This window comes from Collinsella sp. AM28-11LB (assembly GCF_003469895.1).
Classification (GTDB): domain Bacteria; phylum Actinomycetota; class Coriobacteriia; order Coriobacteriales; family Coriobacteriaceae; genus Collinsella.
This window is the reverse complement of record NZ_QSKJ01000004.1, coordinates 62188-81292: the sequence shown is the minus strand read 5'-3', so window position 1 is coordinate 81292 and position 19105 is coordinate 62188. Positions and strand designations below refer to the sequence as shown.

Annotated in this window: 11 protein-coding genes; 1 reads left to right on the top strand and 10 read right to left on the bottom strand. The window is 59.5% G+C overall.

From position 1 onward, the window contains the following. Positions 1–80: 80 nt before the first annotated feature. From DW732_RS04100 to DW732_RS04085, 4 genes are all read right to left on the bottom strand, one after another. Positions 81–935, bottom strand: a complete 855-nt coding sequence (locus DW732_RS04100; RefSeq protein WP_118098917.1) for a PRD domain-containing protein — start codon at positions 933–935, stop codon at positions 81–83. 18 nt (positions 936–953) lie between these two features. Beyond that, the gene (locus DW732_RS04095; RefSeq protein ID WP_158549076.1) at positions 954–1466 is read right to left on the bottom strand and encodes a PTS glucose transporter subunit IIA; all 513 of its coding nucleotides are present in this window, start codon (positions 1464–1466) and stop codon (positions 954–956) included. A gap of 348 nt (positions 1467–1814) precedes the next feature. Further along, a complete protein-coding gene (locus DW732_RS04090; RefSeq protein ID WP_118098871.1) occupies positions 1815–4058 on the bottom strand; it encodes a DEAD/DEAH box helicase in 2244 nt (747 codons plus the stop codon). Positions 4059–4686: 628 nt separating this feature from the next. Next, positions 4687–6045, bottom strand: a complete 1359-nt coding sequence (locus DW732_RS04085) for a zinc ribbon domain-containing protein (RefSeq protein ID WP_118098870.1) — start codon at positions 6043–6045, stop codon at positions 4687–4689. Between the two features lie 506 nt (positions 6046–6551). Between DW732_RS04085 and DW732_RS10060 the strand changes: the two genes are divergently transcribed. Then, positions 6552–9023: a zinc ribbon domain-containing protein gene (locus tag DW732_RS10060; RefSeq protein WP_118098869.1), complete on the top strand. Its 2472-nt coding sequence runs from the start codon at positions 6552–6554 to the stop codon at positions 9021–9023. A 79-nt stretch (positions 9024–9102) separates the two neighbouring features. On the opposite strand, the gene DW732_RS04075 is transcribed toward DW732_RS10060, so the two are convergent. The 6 genes from DW732_RS04075 to DW732_RS04050 all read right to left on the bottom strand — a co-directional run bounded on the left by DW732_RS04075 (position 9103) and on the right by DW732_RS04050 (position 19099). Continuing rightward, the gene (locus DW732_RS04075; protein ID WP_118098868.1) at positions 9103–10317 is read right to left on the bottom strand and encodes a zinc ribbon domain-containing protein; all 1215 of its coding nucleotides are present in this window, start codon (positions 10315–10317) and stop codon (positions 9103–9105) included. Between the two features lie 174 nt (positions 10318–10491). Then, the gene (locus DW732_RS04070) at positions 10492–11385 is read right to left on the bottom strand and encodes a zinc ribbon domain-containing protein (RefSeq protein WP_118098867.1); all 894 of its coding nucleotides are present in this window, start codon (positions 11383–11385) and stop codon (positions 10492–10494) included. A 180-nt stretch (positions 11386–11565) separates the two neighbouring features. After that, entirely contained in the window at positions 11566–12471 is a 906-nt protein-coding gene (locus DW732_RS04065) for an FHA domain-containing protein (protein WP_118098866.1), read from the bottom strand. A gap of 27 nt (positions 12472–12498) precedes the next feature. Then, complete coding sequence (locus DW732_RS04060) at positions 12499–14079, bottom strand: zinc ribbon domain-containing protein (RefSeq protein WP_118098865.1); 1581 nt, start codon at positions 14077–14079, stop codon at positions 12499–12501. Between the two features lie 92 nt (positions 14080–14171). Continuing rightward, positions 14172–18173, bottom strand: a complete 4002-nt coding sequence (locus tag DW732_RS04055) for a hypothetical protein (protein WP_118098864.1) — start codon at positions 18171–18173, stop codon at positions 14172–14174. A gap of 17 nt (positions 18174–18190) precedes the next feature. Further along, a complete protein-coding gene (locus tag DW732_RS04050) occupies positions 18191–19099 on the bottom strand; it encodes a hypothetical protein (protein ID WP_118098863.1) in 909 nt (302 codons plus the stop codon). Positions 19100–19105: the final 6 nt, after the last annotated feature.

Genomic DNA, 19105 nt, shown 5'->3' with positions numbered 1-19105 from the left:
TTCCGCAAATTAAGACAGGTGTGCCCTGGACAAGACCATGAGCCTTGTCTTATATCAATCGATGTGCGGGCACGTTATGCCTAGAGACCAGATTCTCCAAGCAGGTTAACAATGTGATATGCGAGATAACTCTTCTCGGCATTGGCAACGACAACGTTATAGGTAGACGCTAAGCGGTCGGCAATTGACTCCGCGCACGAGAACGCCCTTGGATACACCGTTTCATCGATACGGAACAGCGCGTCGCCATTGACCTGCCCCGCCGCGGGATCGAGCGCTCGCTGCGCAAAAAACTGCAGATGGCGAACGAAACGCTCGTACGGCAACGAGGCGACGTCAAGGGTCGTGGCATAGTGCTCGGAAACAATCGCGAGCACGTCGCGAACAAGCTGGACCGAAACAATCAGACGGTCAGAGCGCTGCGGCATGGTAGCGTTGACGATATGCAAGGTGATGAAGCCCTGCTCCTCCTCGCTCATCTCGATGCCCAGGTAATCCTTGATAATCTGAAGGGCACGGCCCGCAAGCGCGTACTCCTTGCGATAGAACTGCTGAATCTCGAGCAGCAACGGGTTCTCGCACGGAATGCCCTTGCGCTCGCGATCAAGGGCGAGGCTTATATGATCTGCGAGAGCGATGAGAATCTTGTCATTGATATCAACATTGAGCTCTCGACGAAGCATCTGAACAATGTCCTCGGAAATCACGAGGTTAACGGTGGGGATGGACTCCAAAAGATGTGCCAAGCGGTCAATCGTACGAGAATCCTGGGAGGTACCCTCCTGCAGCGCATAGGTCTTTTCGACCGACGCCTCGTCGATGATATCACCGGCATGGCGGCCAAAGCAGAGGCCTCGGCCGATGACGATGAGCTCGGAGCCATCGTCCGAAGTGACCATTGCGACGTTATTGTTGAAAACTCGCTTGATAACCACGGTACCCACCACAAGAATTTACTCGGAAAGCCAGACGACAGGCTCTTTAACAGCAACAGGGCCGGAAGCATGCTCACGAAGAGTCGAGTTCTCCGAGCGCTCGCACACGATAACGAAGACCGTGGGGTCGAAGCCGGCGGCGCGAACCGCGTCGAAATCGACCTCGACGAGGGGCTGGCCCGCGTCGACATGGTCACCCTGAGCAACGAGCGCATGGAAGCCCTTGCCCTCAAGTTTAACAGTGTCGATTCCGATATGCAGCATCACCTGAGCAGAGCTGTCGTCGGACATGATGCCCAGCGCGTGCTCGGTCGGAAACAACGCCGCGACGGTGCCGGAAACAGGAGCGCACACCGTTCCCTCTTGGGGAACCACGGCAACGCCATCGCCCACCGCGCGGCTGCTAAAAGCAGGGTCATTGGTATTTTCTAGATGAACAAGCTCGCCGGAAACGGGAGCGAGGATTTCGAACTCGGAAGCTGCAGTCTTCTGCTCATCCGAACCGCCCATCAGGCGAGAAAAGAAACCCATGGCGGCATGTCCCTTCATAAATATAGCCCAACCAAAATCAAGCGAATGCATCCATAGAGACACACCCGTTCAAAGACTTTGGTTAGGCCCACGTCCGAGGGACTCGGTAACCTTCCGCATTTCTTTTTACGAGAGCTATTGTAGACAAGCCCAAAGCCAGAATAATCATTATGACCGGTGAACGGTATTTATTCTCCGATAAACGGTAGCTATGCGGCACTTAGGGACGTTCCTTTTCTGCCGGCACCCAGGGACACTCCTTGCTCTGACCCCTTTGCACCAAAAAGGGCCCCGAGCGTAGTTGCTCGGGGCCCTTAGCTTGTCTCACGCTAGCGTGCGATGCGTATGTTATTTGCGCTTGCCGCCGCCGTCGCCGGGACGACGGGAGCTGCCGCCGCGCTTGCCGCCACGGCTGTTGCCATAGCTGCCACGGTTATCGCGACCGCCGGCGCGGCCGCCACGGGAACCGGCCTGGTTGCCGCCGCGACCACCACGGTAGCCGCCGCGACGCTCCTCGCGGGTATCGTCGTAGTTGCGCCAGTCATCGCGACGATCGCGGCTGGCACGCGGATCGCGACGCTCGCGCGACTCACCGGAACGCCCAGCGCCGCTGCGCCCACCATTGCCGCGAGCGCCCTCGCGACGCTCGCCGCCGCGGCCACCGCGCTCTTCAAAGCGCTTGCCGCCACGGGACTCACCGCTGCGGGTGCCATGCTCACCGCGACCCTCGCCGCCACGGCGCTCATCGCGCCCGCCGCGCTCGTCATTGCGACCGGAACGACGACGATCGCCCGAGCCACGCTTGCCGCCGCGCGAGCCACGGCCCTCGTCCTCGCGCTCAACACGGCGACGACCGCCGCGGTCCTCGTCCTCGCGGCGACGGCGATGCGCCTCGCCCTGGAACTGCTTGGCACGGCGCTCGGCACGGTTGCCTCGCGGGACCTGCTCGGCAGCGCCAGCACGCTCCTCGGCAGCCACCTCGCGGGCCACGCTCTCAACAGCCTCGTCCACGCGAGCCTGAACGCCCTCGCGCACGCGGATCTTGCCGCCGCGCTTGGGACGGCTCGGACGCTCGCCGTCGCCGCGACGCTCGTCGCGACCGCGGTTGGAACGACCGGCCACATCGCCGTAGTCATCGCCGTTGCGCTTGCCGTCGCGACGTGCCTGCTCAAGCTTCTTCTTGCTCTTGGACTTGCCGCGCTTGGTCTTCTTCTTCACCTTAAAGGCCGCAGGGTCGCGCTCGGGATCGACGGCGGGCGGGTTGGGGCCCACATGCAGGTCGCCGGCCTCGTAGATGTCGGCCGTCTTGTCCATGAGCTTCTCGATCTCGTAGAACTCATCGACGTCCTGCTCGGTCACAAACGTGATGGCCCAGCCTAGCTCGCCGGCGCGGCCCGTGCGGCCGATGCGGTGGATGTAGTCGGTCGGCTCGGCCGGCACGTCAAAGTTCACGACGTAGCGCACGTCGCTGATGTCGATGCCGCGGGCAAGCACGTCGGTTGCCACCAGCACGTCGACGGTACCGTCGCGGAAGGCCGAAAGCGCGCGCTCGCGCTGGGCCTGGCTACGGTTGCCGTGAATCGCGGCAGCCTTGATGCCTTTACGCTCCAGACGACGGCAGCAGCTGTCGGCGCGGTGCTTGGTGCGCATAAAGACGATGGTGCGCTCCGGGCCCTCCTTCTTGAGGAACTCGGGCAGCAGGTTGTTCTTGGCCTCGATGGACACCGGGAAGACAAACTGGTCGACGGTGTCGGCGGTCGATGTGGCGGGCGCGATCTCCACGCGGGCCGGATCGCTCACCAGGTCGGTGATCTCGCCCACGGCCTCCTCGTCGAGGGTCGCCGAGAACAGCAGCGTCTGGCGCTCGGCCGGCGTCTCGCGCACAATGCGGCGGACGGCGGGCAAAAAGCCCATGTCGAGCATGCGGTCGGCCTCGTCGAGCACCAGGACCTTAACCTCGTCCAGGTGGCAGGCGCCCTGCTCGATCAGATCGACCAGACGGCCCGGCGTGGCGACCAGAATGTCGCAGCCGTACTTGAGGGCAGCGGTCTGCGGCTTGTAGCTCACGCCGCCCACGACGGTCACGGCAACGTGGCCGGTAACGTCGGCGATCTTGCTCGCGACCTCGTCGATCTGCTGGGCAAGCTCGCGCGTGGGGGTGATGACGAGCATCACGGGGCCGCGACCGTTACCCTCGGGCTTTTTAGCGCCACGACGACGGCTGCGGCCGCCGCGCTCGTGCACAGGCTTGGGAGGAGCGATGTGCTCCAGATTATTCATGGTCGGCAGCAAGAAGGCGGCCGTCTTGCCGGTGCCGGTCTGAGCGGCGGCAAGCAAGTCGCGGCCCTCGAGCACTACGGGAATCGAGCCAGCCTGAACAGGCGTCGGCGCCGTGTAGCCCAGGTTCTCGATGGCACGGAGCATCTCGTCGGAAAGTCCCAGCTCGTCAAAGGCGGGCAGACTCTCGGCAGCGGACTCGACGGCCTGGGCAGCATTGGCCTCATCGGCGGCATCGAAGGCAGCCTGGGTCATGGCCTCGCGGGTCTCGTCCAGAATCTCGGCGTCCGTGACGTCGGATACAGAATTACGCATATGTTGTTGTTCCTTATCTGCACGCGCAATGGGCACGGCATGCGACCGCGCGGGCGTGCTTGGTAGTGCGCTAATACATACAAAAACGGGTGCGCACAGAGAGGACGTTGCTCAGCACGCTGGCGATCGCTTTGGCAGCCCTATCACGCGCCGTCCAGACGCAGCAGCTCTAAGCAATGGAGCAGATTCGCCGCGGTTAGTATACCCGTGCTTCGCATGCCCCCACGTAAACCACAGATGACAGGGTCTGGGATCGCACAGAGGCTCCCCCGCCGAGCAACATCTAAATCTGTAACATCTACGGGGCGAAATCGGTCGCTACTGTTACAGATCGAGATAAACAGTCTGAGCCGTTCAGAAACATCTAAATCTGTGACAGTTACGGGGCAAATCGGGTCTCAGATGTTACAGACCGAGACAGAAGACTCCCCCGTCAGACAATGTCTCGATCTGTAACAGTTACTCGGCAAAATCGGTCCTTACCGTTACAGATCGAGACAAACCGCTATCCCAGGACACAACATCTCAATCTGTAACAGTTATCGAGCAAATTGAGCTGTAGATGTTACAGATTGAGATTATTGGCCGGCGGGGCGGCACTGGTTCCAACGCCGACGACGCCGACCCCCTATTCCTTCACGAACTGCGGCGTAGGCGCGTTGTTCTCGAACGACCACGCACTGAACTCCGAAAGCCCACTCATCATGCCGCCCGTAACCCCAGTCATAACAGGAAGGGTGTAGCGCCCCGCTTTGCCGTAGCCCGTCTGCACCGAAAGACCCTGGTCGTCACCCCTATACACATTAATCCCGCCAGGCGACGAAGGGTTCAGCACGAACACCAGAGCCGCGTCGCCCGACTCTGCACCGGTAATTTCTTCGGAGCTGGTTACCAGGCCGCCGCCTCCGCCAATCCTAAATCCCTTATAGCCACTGTCGTCGATGTCCTCGAGCTCAATATCGTCTTTTCTAAAGAGCATGCGACCGCTCAGCTTCTTCCTCGAAAGCGAATAGTCCGTCGACAACTCGACGGAAATCGTCCCCTCATCCTCGTCATAGTTCGAAATCTTGAGGTAGATGTCCGGCGTGGCGGCGCCGCCGGAGTCCTCATAGGTACCCGAGATGTCGAGCATGGGGTCGGAATCGCCGTCATCGTCGTAGCGACCGGAATCCGAGAGGCACCATCCTTCGTCGTCTTCGAAATAGTACGAGTACTCCTGATGGTACGACGGGTCGTAGTACCAGGGCGCACCTCCGGGGATCTCCTGCTTAACCGTGCACGACGGGCCATCGAGCTCAGGGTCCAGGTCCGTCAGCCCGTTTTCCTCGTCAAAGTCGATGCCCCTCTTGGGTTCGGTCGACTTATCGTTGAGCTTCAAGGTCACGTTTGAAACCGTGCCGCCCGAGTCCTTAACACCGGTAAACGTAAAGTCCATCGTCGAGTGGAAACTGCGGTTCGCCGTGACGGCTTCGGCCGAGCCGCTCACCAGCCCATTGTTCTCCGTCACGTTGCTCACCTTGACGGACTTAACCTTATACGTCGAAGGATTGACGTAGTCGTTGGAGACAAAGCCGCCAAAACTCTCGCCATACTGCTCGTCCACCGTCTTTTCGACAGCCGCCGTCGTCTGGTCGACCATCTTTTGGTGCTGAGCCTTCTGCCAGAACGAAAATCCCGCAAAGCCACCGACGCCCACGGCAATAAAGGCAACGGCGATGGCCAGGCCTACAGCGGCCCTCTTTCCTCGACGGGGCTTGTTAGCAGGAGCCATCGGCATGGGGGCTGGAGCAGAGTCCGGCTGGAACTGCTGAGGTTGAGCCCAGTACTGCTGCTCCAGCTGAGCCTGCGACTGATCCCAATACTGCTGAGCGTGATCGGCAGTATTCGCCATCGGCTCGTCAAAACCCTGGTCCATGACCTGAGCGCCGCAAATGGGACAAAACATCGTGCCCGGCACCAGCTCGCTTCCACAACTTGAGCACCTCATGGCATCTCCCCTCAACACTGCAGAGCCATCCACACGAGCGAACGCGCTGGCAAGCTCCTCAACCTCTTCTTGGCACAAGCATATGGGAGATATCGCGAAAGACGTTGCGCAACAATTCCAAGCGGTCGTTTCCACACCGCCAGCAGCAGGTTTATCTCAATCCGTAACAGTTACGGGTCAAAACTGAGTCTTAGTGTTACAGATCGAGACATTCAGCCAGCCCCCTTGGCTAACATCTCAATCTGTAACATCTGCTGGGCAAAACGGGTCCTTACTGTTACAGATTGAGATGTTTGATGTGTTGAGTGGGGAACTATCTTGATCTGTAACAGGTAGAGGCTGAAATCCCGTCCAGATGTTACAGATTGAGACGAAACCCGTACACATGAACACCACTATTGGCATCACCAGAAGGTTTTTCGCACTGTTGCGCAACAACTTTGCCCTATACCGCAGGTACCATAGATTCGAACCTAAGAAACACCTAAAAGAAGGGAGCTCACCTTATGTTTTGCACGCAATGCGGAACGAAGCTGCCTGACGACGCGCGCTTTTGCACCAATTGCGGAGCGTCCGTAGCGCCCAAGACAGCAACCCAGGCTCCGGCGCCCGCTGAGACACAAACTGCTGAACCTGCGCCCGCCGTCAATCCGGGCGAGACCGTCGTTACGCTCGATGCCGTTGAGCCGACGTCCGAGCCCGCACCTGCACCCGAGACCGTCACCGACCCCGGCGAGACGGTCGTCACACTGGACGCTGTCGATGCAGATCCCGGCGAGACCGTGGCGACCCTCGACGCCGTCGGGCCCTCGGCCAATACCGAAGCCGAAGCATCTACCCCGGCGCCCGTCGACCCGGGCGAGACCGTCGTCACACTCGACGCCGCTGACCCGGAGTCGGACGCCCCGACAGAAACCGCCGAGCCTCAAGCTGATCAGACCGACCCCGGTGAGACGGTCGTCACGCTCGATGCCGTTGAGCCCGCGGCCGAGCAGACTGCCAATGCCGAGCCCGCAGCCGACCCCGAGCCGACCGCCGAGCCCATCATCGACGACGCCGCGCCCGTTGACGCCGCCGAAGCCGAGGAGATCTTCGAGACCGACGACAACGCGGCCGTCGCCGTCGACTTCCCCGGCGACGATGCAGCCGTGCCCGCCGCCGTCGCAGACGACCCCACCACGCTCGTCAACGTCAACGACGACCCCACTACCATCGCCGAGTTCGACGAGGATGCCCAGGCGACCGCCGAGGCCATGGAATCGCTCGGCGTGGCACACCCCACGGCCGGTGCCACCGTCGTCGACCTGCCGCAGCAGCAGATGACCGACACCACCATGCAGGCGGCTCCTATTCCGCAGCCGCAGCCCCAGCCGCAGATGCCCATGCCCCAGCAGCCGCAGCAAAAGAAGCGCCGCTGGCCGGTCTTCGCGGGCCTTGGCCTGGTCGCCGCCGGCGCCGCCGTGGCAGCCATCCTGCTGCTCACGCCCAACGCCAACGCCGTCGAGATCACCTCGGGCAGCCAGGACGCCGTCGTGTGCACGGTCGACACCAAGGTCCTGCCCAAAAAGAAGGACCGCGTGATCCACAGCTACACCGCGACCCTCACGCCCAAGAACGGCGGCAAGAGCTACAAGATTAAGGTCAAGGGCGACGATGGCTTTACCATCGGCGACTTTGGCAAGGTCAAGCCCGGCGACTACAGCTGCAAGATCGAGGACACCAAGGGCAATACGGTCCAAAACTTCAACACCACCGTGGTTAAGAAGGACGACACCAGCGCCGAGAAGCCTGCCGAGAGCGTGACCGTCAACACCCCCAAGAAGAACGACGACGCCTCTACCAGCACGGACAACGGCAATTCCTCGGACACGACCTCCAAGGACGACGCCAGCAGCGACGACGCCAGTAAGGACGACTCCACGACCGAGGACGATTCGGGCACGTCGAGCAACAGCACGAGCAGCTCCAAGCCCAGCAAGTCCGACAAGAAGACGGACAAGAAGACCGACACGTCCAAGGACACCACGAACACCACCGCGCCCACCACGATCGACGACGCGACGTTCCACGCGGCCTACACCGCCTACAAGAGCAAGCTCGAGGAGCTTATCGACATCTACGGCGAGCCCGAGATCGCTTCGCTCAGGAGCAACGTCTACCAGATTGGCGGCGTAGAGTTTGCCCAGCTTGTCGACTTTAACGGCGACGGCCTCCAGGAACTCGTGACCATCCACTCCAAGACCAAGGCCGATGAGTTTGGCAAGAAGACCCACCTCACGACCGGCGATTACATTCTGGACGTATGGGGCTACAACGGAACCGAGCTCGTCAACCTCTACAGCGGCTCGCCGCAGGCAACAAACGGCGGCTACATTTTCGTCATGTTCGATAAGGAGATCGGCGACGACAGCGGAACCGTCTACCTGAGCCAGTTCATCAGCGACGGCAAGGCCTACCTGCTCACAGGTAAGAAGAAGTCCAAGACCGAGGAAAAGTTCTTTACCTACGACGGTAAGAGCTTCAAGGCGACTGATCGCGATGTCACCGCCAGCGACTTTAACAACGACAGCGCCTATCTCATCTCGGGCTACACCGAAAACCTCGAGGAGCATGACGAGAACTACGCCGAGGGCAAGATCGACACCTCCAGGCTCAACCTCAACAACACCGTCGATACCGTCGAGAAAACGATGATCGTCCTCACCACCGGTATCACCAGCACTGAGCCGGGCGACGCTGATCCGAGCGGCAACAGGTCGAGCGATTCTTCGAGCAGCAAGTCGAGCTCCAGCAAAAAGTCGAGGAAATCGAGCAAGTCAAGCAGTTCCAGCAAGTCGTACAGCTACGATGACTCCGATGATTCCGACTACGACTCCGACTATGACGACAGCTACGACGATTCCAGCGACTACGACGATAGCTACGATGACTCCACGGACTCCGTACCGCCCACCGAGTTCACCGACGTCGACGAGTAACGCCGAGCGCCGCAGTCCCATTGCACAAAGAAGTGCCCCGTTTCCACCAGGGAAACGGGGCACTTTCTTGTAAGCGAAACTATTTAATGTAGACCGAATCGACGATGTATTCCCAGTCGGAGTCGCCCGAAAGCGAATCGTACGATCCGAGCCACAGATTGGTCGATTTACCCACGTTGTTCGTCTTCCCGATCGTGTTGAACGCCGAGCTGTAGTGGTTTGAGATCATCAGCGTTCCCACCGTGTAGCCATCGTGGACAATCTTGTAATCGACCCACAAACCGTTCTTGACGCCGCTGTACGTGCCCTGTGAGGTCTTGACGTCCCAGTCGCTCCCCCAGTCCTCGGGAACTTCGAACGTAAACACGTCGCCGTCGTAGGTGCGGCTCTTGCGGCTCGCCTCCGAGACGGCCGCGTTATAGCTCGCGACCGCACCGTTACGCGCCGAAGAAGCCAAGCCCGCCAGACGGTCGGCCTCGTCCTTGTCGTCGCAGCCACCCTGGCGCGCGTAATTCTGCGCCATGGTGATCTCGCCAGCCTCGACGTCCACGGCATTGATCGGATCGCCGAGCTCAAACTTGGCATTCTCGCGCAGGTCGAGCTTCTCGCCCTTCTTGAGTGCGTCGCCCAGCTTAATGCTCACCGAAACGTTGGGCACGTCCCAAATCTCGCCATCGGCACCCAAGGGCGACGCGGCAACCTGAAGGCTGTAGTTGCCCTGCATGAGCTTGATGCCGTTGCCGTCGCTATCAACGTAAAAGACCGTATCCACGTCCTTGCCGTCAACGTCGGTTCCCGTCACGTGAACCGGCAGCTTGGTGGCGCCGGTATCGGTATCCCACTGCATGCCGGTCGCCGTGATGCGCACCGGGTGCTTGGAGTGCTTGACGGCCTCTTCTTCCTTCTTCTTTTCGATACGCTCGAGCTCGACCTGTTGCGGGCGATACACGCCGAAGTAATAGCCGGCGCCACCGCCCGCAAGGATAGCCGCCAGCACGCCAACGGTGATCAGCGCAGCCTTCTTACCGTTCTTTTTGGGACCCTGCGGACCAGGACCGCCCGCACCCATGTCGTAGACACCCGGCACGTCGACCGGCGGCATATAAGGCGGCAAGTCGCTGGCACCCGGCATAGAAGCAGGCTGTCCGTAGCCCTGCTGCGTCTGACCGGGCTGCTGGTACGTCGGCTGCGCTGGGACGTCACCGGTAGGCCCAAACTCCTCCATAGGGGCGCCGCAGCTGGTGCAGAAGCGCTGGCCGTCGGGCACGTACGAACCGCATTTAGTACAAAACATAAGGTTCTCCCTTACAACAATTCCGTTACTCAGAGTGTAACCCGCGCTCCGCCAACAACGTTGCGCAACAATTGCCACCTCATAGCAAAAGGCCCCACGGAAGATCCGCAGGGCCTACGATAGTCTCCTGTTAGCGGGGCCGAGTCTAGCCCGCCGGCAGGCGTATCGACGAAATTAGTCCTCCTTGAGGACGAAAGCGCTCACCAAGCCGGCGATCGAGAAAATCAGCGTAAGGACTGCGCCATATGCCGGGGCCAGGAACGGCTTGATAGTCGTAATGACGGCAAAAGCACTTGAACCACCGTTCGAAGCGAGCATTTGGGTTAACGCGCCGTCAATCTGGCCGTTTGCCACCAGCGCGCCGATAATGCATACAAGCGAAAGAACCGCAGAGGCGCCCAGGCTGGCAAACAGGACAACATCTTGCTTCTTGAGAAACTTAATCACAACGCCGGCGATCATAGCCACCACACAGGCAACCCACAGCACAAAGAGAATGGTGAGGACGTTGGCCACCAAGCCGAGTGAGCCGGCAGCCTGTTGAGCTTGAGCGGCAGCCGAGGTGTCATACGAGGTAATCTGCATCGCAAGATTGTTAACGCCCGTAGAAAGGCCACGCAACGCACCGGAAAGGCTAAACACGTGCGGCATATCGAATGCATTGTTAACAAGCGCCTTAGCGGAGGTAATCGCCGCCTGATTGAGGCCGTAGTTATCGGAGCCGGCCTGGTTGGCGGCATAACCGAGCGCCTTATCGATCCAAGGCATAGCGATCCACGGTTGGAACATGCAAACGAACGATGCCACGGCGCCGCCAAGCATGGCGAGGGAGCGCTTGCCAAAGCCCGTCGCCGCCGACAGCGTACCCTGGAAGTTGGAACCGAAGCCGCCAAACCCATGATGCACGGCGGGTGCAGGTGCGGGCGCGGCAAAGGGCTGCTGCGGAGCCGGAGCCTGGTGGACAGGAGCCGCCTGAGGCGCAGAGGGAGCGTCGACCATCGACTGGCCGCAGTTGCCGCAAAAGACGGCGCCATCGGGCTGCTGGGAACCACAGTGAGGACAGAACATATCATTCCCCTTTCTTAAGGGAGCGGCTGGCATCGACTCCGCCGCCGCTCGAATACCTTTGACGGTTAGAATCATCCACCCAAAAAATCAAAAGTTGTTGCGCAACAATAAAGGCGGCGGCAAGTTTTTTACCTGCCGCCGCTCATCTGCAAAGTTTTACCTGGTAAAGACCACTATCCGTTATCGAATCTCGACCGTAAAGACCTCGTTGCCCATCTTGACCTTGTCGCCGTTCTTAAGCTTGACGAGCTCACCGGGCTCCAAACGGTTGCCGTTGATGCACGTGCCGTTGGTGGAGTTCTTGTCCTCCACGGCAAAGCACTGGCCCGTGTAGCGCACCAGCAGGTGCACGCGCGAGATAGCCGTGTTGCCCTCAATGCGGACGTTTGCCGCCGAGCCCTTGCCCACCGTGGCGGGGAACTCAGTGATCTCGTAGCGGGTGCCGCGCTCACGGACAAGCGTCATGCGCGGGCCATAGGCAGAGCGGGGCGCATCGGAGGCAATGCGCGGCAGCTCGGAGGACGACGGATGATCCGAAGACGCCATAAGCTCGTCGAGCACCGTCACGCCCGTGCTGGGGCGGTTGTAGACCGCGTTGGGTTGGCTGTAGGCGCCAGCCGGCTGGTTAGTGCCGGCCACGGGGCCGCGGGGAATCACCACGTTGCCGTTGACACCGGCAGGAGCGGCAGAGGGAGCCGCAACGGGATGCGATCCGGGACGCACGGCAGGACCGGCGTCCGGGATGTTGGACGGACGGTTGTGCGAAGTACGGGCGGGACGCTGCACCGGCTGCTGAGGAGCCATACCGGCAGCAGGACGACCAGCCTGCGGCATCTGGGGCTGAGCCATGGGCGCCACACCAGGACGAGCCGTCTGCGGCATCGGAGCCGCAGCGGGGCGCTGAGTGCCCATGCCCGTCTGCGCACCAGGCGCCTGCACGGGACGCTGCTGCTGAGCAGGAGTACGAAGCGTGGCCGCGGCGGCGGCAGAGGCGCCACCGGGCATGTACTTGGCAAGCTCAGAGCCGCACTTTAAGCAAAACTTGCTGGTATTGGGGTTGTTGTATCCGCAATGACCACAAAACATGATGGGTCCTTTCCGGCGCCAGGCGCCTTATTGTGCGATCTTGACGAGCTTGGGGTTCTCGGCCGAGGTGTCGAGCGCCCAAAGCGTAGAAGACTTGCCACTATTATCTGCCACAAAGAGCGTCGTGCCGTTGAGCCACAACGCCGAGGTTGAAGGATCGAGGTCGAGTCCGGCCTTGTCGGCAACCTTGTCGTAGTCACTCGAAAGGCCCGAGCTCGCGTCAATCCAACCGAGCTCGCCTCCCGAGAGCACGAGCGCGCAACCGTGGCCATTGGCCCACAGGCGGCCCGCATCGGCATAAGCATTAAACGAGCTAAACGTGCCGCCCTGGGTGCAGCGCGAAAGCGTGGTGTGACCATCGGTGCCCGTCAGTACGGCATAGAGCGTGCCCTCGCAAAAGAAGGCATTCTTGAGCTGCTCGGAGCCGGCAACGTACGAACCAAAGGGACCGTGCGTCTCTTGCGGATGCTCTGCCTCGGCCTCGGCATTCTCCTGCTCAAGCGTAATCTCCGCAGCAGACGAAACGTCGGCAAGCGTCGCCTCGCACACGGTCCAACCCGTATCGGTTGCAACGACCACATCGCAATGGGCGTCATCGGCAAACAGCCAGGCGCTCGATGCCGGCTGGGCGGCCACCAGGTGCGCCGCGTCCTTGTCGAGACGCCACACACAGGCCTTGCCGTCCTTGAGCGTCATGGCAACGGCGGTGCCATCGCGCACGACAAGTCCCTCAACATCGCCCTCGAGCGTCGCCACCGTCTTGACCTTGACCTTGGACTTGTCCTTGCCGCCCGCCCGCTTGGCGCACTCGGCAACATCCTCAATCTTCATGACGCTGGCACCGTCTGCATAATACAGATCGCCCTCGCAAACGTTCAGATGCTTCGCGGTGGTCTTGGTGAGCACGGTCGCATCCACGGCTTTGGCGCCCGAAGCCTTGCGCGCCAGGATATGCGAGCCATCCGCCCAATACAGATACGAGCCGTCGCACACCATCGCGTCGCCGCCCAGGCCCGCCTTGGCTTGCGCCTTAATTTTGCGGTCGCCGCCCATAAGGTCGAGCTTGCTTTCGGACTTCTTCTTTTGGGCCGAGACCTGCTGCGCCTCGCGCTTAAGATCCTGATCGCCCTTCCAAGCCACGCCAACGCACACAACCACCGCAACAACCAGCACGGCGGCCACGGCAATCGCGATCTTTTTCGCCAGCGGCTTGCGGACCGCGGCGCGTGCGTTATCCAGATGAGGCGTCATGCGCGGAGCCGCAGTGCCCTTACCAGCAGAGGCATTGGGGTTGACACCCGCATCGCCATCCAGGTTATCGAGCGAGAACAGCGCGTCCTCCCCCGTCGGAGCCTGTGCGGTAGGGTTTGCGGCCGGCGCGGAAGTCTTCGCAAACCGACGGCCAGGCTTCTTCGCGGCCGGCTCGGCGGCCGACTCAGCAGCATGCGTGGCAACATCGGCAGTCCCGCCAGTGCCGGCAGCGTGCGACCCAACATCCATCGCAGCATCCTCGCCCGCACTCAGCGGCGCCCCGCAAAACGGGCAGCAACGCATTCCCTCATCGACCGGCTGTCCGCAAAACGGGCACAGTGCCTGTTTGGAACTCATCGATCAATCCTTTCCTAACAAAATGGCGCCCCGCCCAGCAGTGGGGCAAGGCGCCGTAAAGCTCACAGATGCACAAGCGTCTTGCGAAGAGCTTACTTCTCCTCGTTCTCCTTGCGCTTCTTGGCGACGACCATGTAGATACCGCCAGCGACGACAACGATCGCGACGATGGTGCCAACCATAAGCGGCAAGTTGTTCATCCACAGAACGAAGGAGTCGTTGGTGACGAGCACGCCCGTAGCCTTAAGCTCCTTGGACTTGTTGCCCGCGGCATCCCAAGCGACAACGGTGACGTCCTGCTTAGAGGAGCTGCCGTCGAGCGTGAACTCGCGGATCGGGCTCTTCTCGAGCTGGTCGGCCGTAAAGGTGGCCACGGTCTTGCCGTTCACCTTGATCTGAGCCTTCGAAAGCTTGAGGTTGTCCTCGAAGCTCACCTTGGCCTTGTGCGAGGACTCCTCGTACTTACCATTGGAGGCAAGGTCGACGAAGGAAGCGATGGGCGCGGTGTCGTCAACGGCGAAGTTGATCTCGGCCGCAGCGCCGGACTTCTTGGCGTTCTTGCCCTCCATGGTGTTCTCGGAGGAATTGCCGGCAGCGTCCTCGCTGTGGAACAGCACGCGGTACGCGCCGTCCTTGTCGTAGTTGGACTTGCTGACGGTGTAGTTGTACTCGCTCCAACCGCTCGACGTGTCGGAATCGGTGGTGTAGTTGTCACCGCTCTTGAGCGTGGTGTTCTTGGTGTCGCGGGTCAGCTCGACGGAGGTCTTGTTGTCATCAAGGCCGGACGGGTTGATCTCAGTCACCTTAACATCGGTGGTCTTGGCGCTCTTGAGGTACTGGTCGAGCATCTTGCCGGTGTTATCGGAGATGACGTAGGTCGAACCAAAGCGGTTGACCGACCAGGTGACAGCCTCGGACTCGGTGTTGCCGGCCAGGTCGACGGCCTGAACGGTCAGCGTGTAGACGCCGTCGTTGCCCTTGGTCTTGGCCGGGTTGAGGTAGCTCACGGACTTGTCGGTAGCCGAGGCGTTGATTGCGGCGCCCGCATAGGGGTTCGGATCGTCCTTGGACAGCGGGTAGCTGATCTTGGAAACCTCGATGGAGGTGCCATCGGCAAGGTTGGTGTCGTGAACGGCAGCGGTCGGGGCAACCTCACCGGCGTAGGCCGTGCGGTTGACGACATTCTGGATGTCGATCTTGGGCTTAATGGTGTCGATCACGAACTCAGGCGAGGTGTAGGACTCGGACTTGTTGGAAGCCAGGTCCTCACCGGAGACGGAGAGCGTGTAGACACCCTGACCCGGGAACGTCACCGTAGCGGTGTGGGTATCGCCGTTGCTGGACCAGCCACCGATCTGGGCAGGAGTAGCCTCGTCACCGTTGCCGGCAGAAACGGGAGCCTCGATCTTGAACAGGTTCGGATCGAAGTTGTGCTCCTCAACCGTGATGGTAGCCGTACGAGCAGCGTTGTAATACTTGCCGTTCTGAGCAGCCTCAGTGTTCCAAGAAACATTCAGCTTAGGAGCGGTCTTATCGATGGTGAAGGTGTCGCCATCGACTTTCGCGGGGCGCCCGATAAGGTCAGTTACCACGCAATCAGAAACGACGTAGTCGCCATCCTCGGTAAACGGAATAGAGCAAGTGTAGACATTGGAGCCTTCGCTTGTCTCCTTGAAATCGGTGGGGAAGACGGATTTCCAAGACTTGCCGTCTCGGGTAACGGTAGCGATAGGAACGTTCGCCATGTACTCCTGAACGTACTCATAGAACGGAGCTTTAATCGTCAGGGTCAACGTGCGACTAACGTTGTAGTACTTACCATTCGAAGCTGCTGTCGTATCCCAAGACGAAGAAATCTCAGGAGCGCTTGAAGCCCTGACGAGTTCGGTGTACTTAGGATCAATGGTCGCTTCAGCGAGAGTTTGATCATTGGCGTTGCCGGCATGGTCGACCGTCTTAACGTGGATGCTGTCAGTAGACACCTTCGAATCTTCGTCAATATCGAAAGCGTATTTGCCATAGTCCTCAGCCTTGGGAGTAGCAGTCTTCTGGCCACTCTTCTGAATCTGATAGTTAGCCTGGACGTCCGCAATTCCAGACACACCCGGGGCGTCATTCGAACCGCTATCTTTAGCCTCGAAGTCGACAGTAATCCTGTCAGCAACAAGAGCGCCAGCGTGGCTACCACTCTTGAGCTCGGCCTTCTTGCTACCAGAAGCCTTCGCAGTAAATGAAGTAAGCGAAGGCTTAGTGTGATCGTAGTTGAAATTTACATCGCGAACTCGCTTGATAACCTTGTCCGAGTTCTGAGTGTAGAACTTTGCAAGCTGATTCGCAGAAGCGCTGGTTTTAAACGTCTGCTGCTTACCGAAATCGAGGTCAGCAACGGTCTGATTGTCTTCAATATCCTGCGAAACGGCTACTGCGTTTTTACCATCGACACCAACAGTTGCGGCGTTCCTGTACCAAAGGTTGTTGTCTGCCTTATGTATCGTCTTGGAATAGTCCTTGTTCCCTTGATTCTTGTAGTAGTCCTCGTTATAGGTCAAGCCAGTCAGAGTAATACCCGACTGTTCATCCCAATCGATCTCTTCAATTTTTGCAACCTTGACCTTGGGCTGAGTAATCTGACTTCCACCACCGGTGAAGTCATAGTTATTCAACTTGTCACTATCGCCCTTTGCATCGCGTACTTCAAACGTGAGCACCGAAGAATCAAACTCTGTATCAGCTTTAGCAGCTTTGTTGTAATTTTCTTCGTTAATCGTGACCAGCTTGTACAGATCGGAGACCTCGCCGCCAGTCGCGTCTTTCACAAGATCATTAGCGGTTTTAAGAATCTCAGCTTTCTGATCCTTCGCAAGACGGAACGGAAGGGCTTCAGAATTCACCATACCGCCCAAATCGACCTTTTGCTTCGCAACAGGCTTAATCGTAACGGCAATATCTCCAGCTTCTTCCCCATTCGGGTACTTCACCTTAACGTGAGCCACAACATCTTGGTTGCTAGGATCACAAGCCTTGGGAGTGACCGAAAGAGAGTAAACGCCGTCCTTGTAAGAAGGCTCAGACACCGAAACAAAATCGTTGCCCTTGGTATCTGAAGACAGCTTCAAGCCCTCAGGAGCGTTGAAAAGCACGACGGTTTTCGCAGTGCCCTTGTTTTCATATTTAAGGTCGTTGACCGTAACGCCGTTCTGCTTAACAGCATCGATGGCGTTCTGGACGCCGTTCCAGGCATCATTCGACGTCACAGAAATGGTGTCGGTAGCGAAAGCAGTGTTGATCTTGGCAACGGTCTCTTCATCCAAATTGACCTTTTCGCCGGTCTTTTCGGTGTCTACGACCCCAAATTTTGTCTTATCCTCGGAGCCGGACGTAGCTTTACCGGTCGCACTGTCGTCGTTTCCCTTCGAGTCGTCTGCCGGGTTTGACGAGTCGGCGCCGCCGGCACCCTCACCGGGTTCGGGCTTTTCAGTCGGCTCGACGACGTCCTCATAGGAGTATATGAACATATATCCAAAAGAGGCCGACTTGACAGTAAGCGTCAGCTTCGCATCCTCGACAACCTTATCAGACGACACCTCATACGTGTCCTTGTCAATCTCCTTTACGACAACGCCCTCGGTGTCAGACGTAAGAGAAACGTCAATCGTCCTGCCATGATATTTGGGGCCGCCGTTACCGTACCAGAGCTTGACATTCTGCTTCTTAGGATCCTTCTCAATTTCCTTGAGCTTCGCATCGACGGCCTTATTCTGCGCGTCGTCGAACAACTCATGCGAATTAGAGTAAACAAGGTCCTCCAAATCGCTCTTTTTAATAGTCGCCCTAGCCGTGCCATCGACGCCCTTGGGAACCTTGCTATCAAACGTCAGGCTAATCGTACGACCATTAATATCGACACTGGAGGTAGCCTTGGATTTGTACTCTGACTTCGTCGTCTTGGCAGGCGTCGTGCTCTCCGCGGCATACGCGGCGGTCACGGCCTGGGCGATCGGGGTGGTGGGGATGGTCGAGGTTGCCATCACGGTGGCGAGGATCACGGCAGCAGGCTTGCGTGAGTACGCCTTAAGCTTATCGAACATAGACATCGTTCGTTTTTCCTTCCCTAGTCGTAGAGCCTATCGATAGATTGATCGGTATGGACTACTATCACATTCTGTTTGAGTATGAAGCGGAATCCGTCGTCCTCGTGTTGAGCAACACCATCGGCACCGATGTTTTCATAAACATCGCCGCTGCTGAGTACGTCGGTCTCGGATTCGGACGCCTCGGCGCCCTCGTCGAGCAGACCGGTCTCCTGCTCGGAGTCCTCGTCGGCCTCGTCGAGCAGACCCGTCTCGCGCTCGGATTCCTCGTCCTCCTCCGTGAGAAGGCCGGTTGATCGCTCGGACTCTTCGTCGTCCTCCACCAGCACGCCGGTCGGACGCTCAGATTCCTCATCCTCGTCCTCGGTAAGTACGCCGGTCGGACGCTCAGACTCCTCTTCCTCCTCAACCAGCACACCGGTCGGACGCTCGGAGTCGTCCTCGTCCTCAACCAGAACACCGGTGGGACGCTCGGTCTCCATGTCGTCCTCAGTCAGAACCTCGGTCGGGGTCTCGCTGCCGGCGAAGCCCTCGTCGTCGTTCTCGTCGCGGACGTCCTTCTCCACCTTGGCGGCATGGGCCTTGGCGTGACGTGCCGATGCGGGCTCGTCGCTGATGGGCGCGACCACCGTGGTCAGGTTGTCGTCGCCCTCGGGACCCTCGTGCGCAATGTCGGTCACGCGGTCGTCGCCGCCCGCGCCGTCAAGCACAGTGCGGGCGGGGTTGCCGGACTTTTTGGCACCGGCGCTACGTGAGCCACGCGCCGCGCGGCGACGCGAAGACTCACCAGAAGTAGGCACGCGCTTGCCCTGGAGGAAGCGGATGGCGTTGATGACATCCATCTTCACAAACACAACTACCGCGGCGACGGCGAGCACGGCCGCGAGAACAAACGCGGCGATCGATACGTAAAAGTAAACGTTTTCCATGTTCGC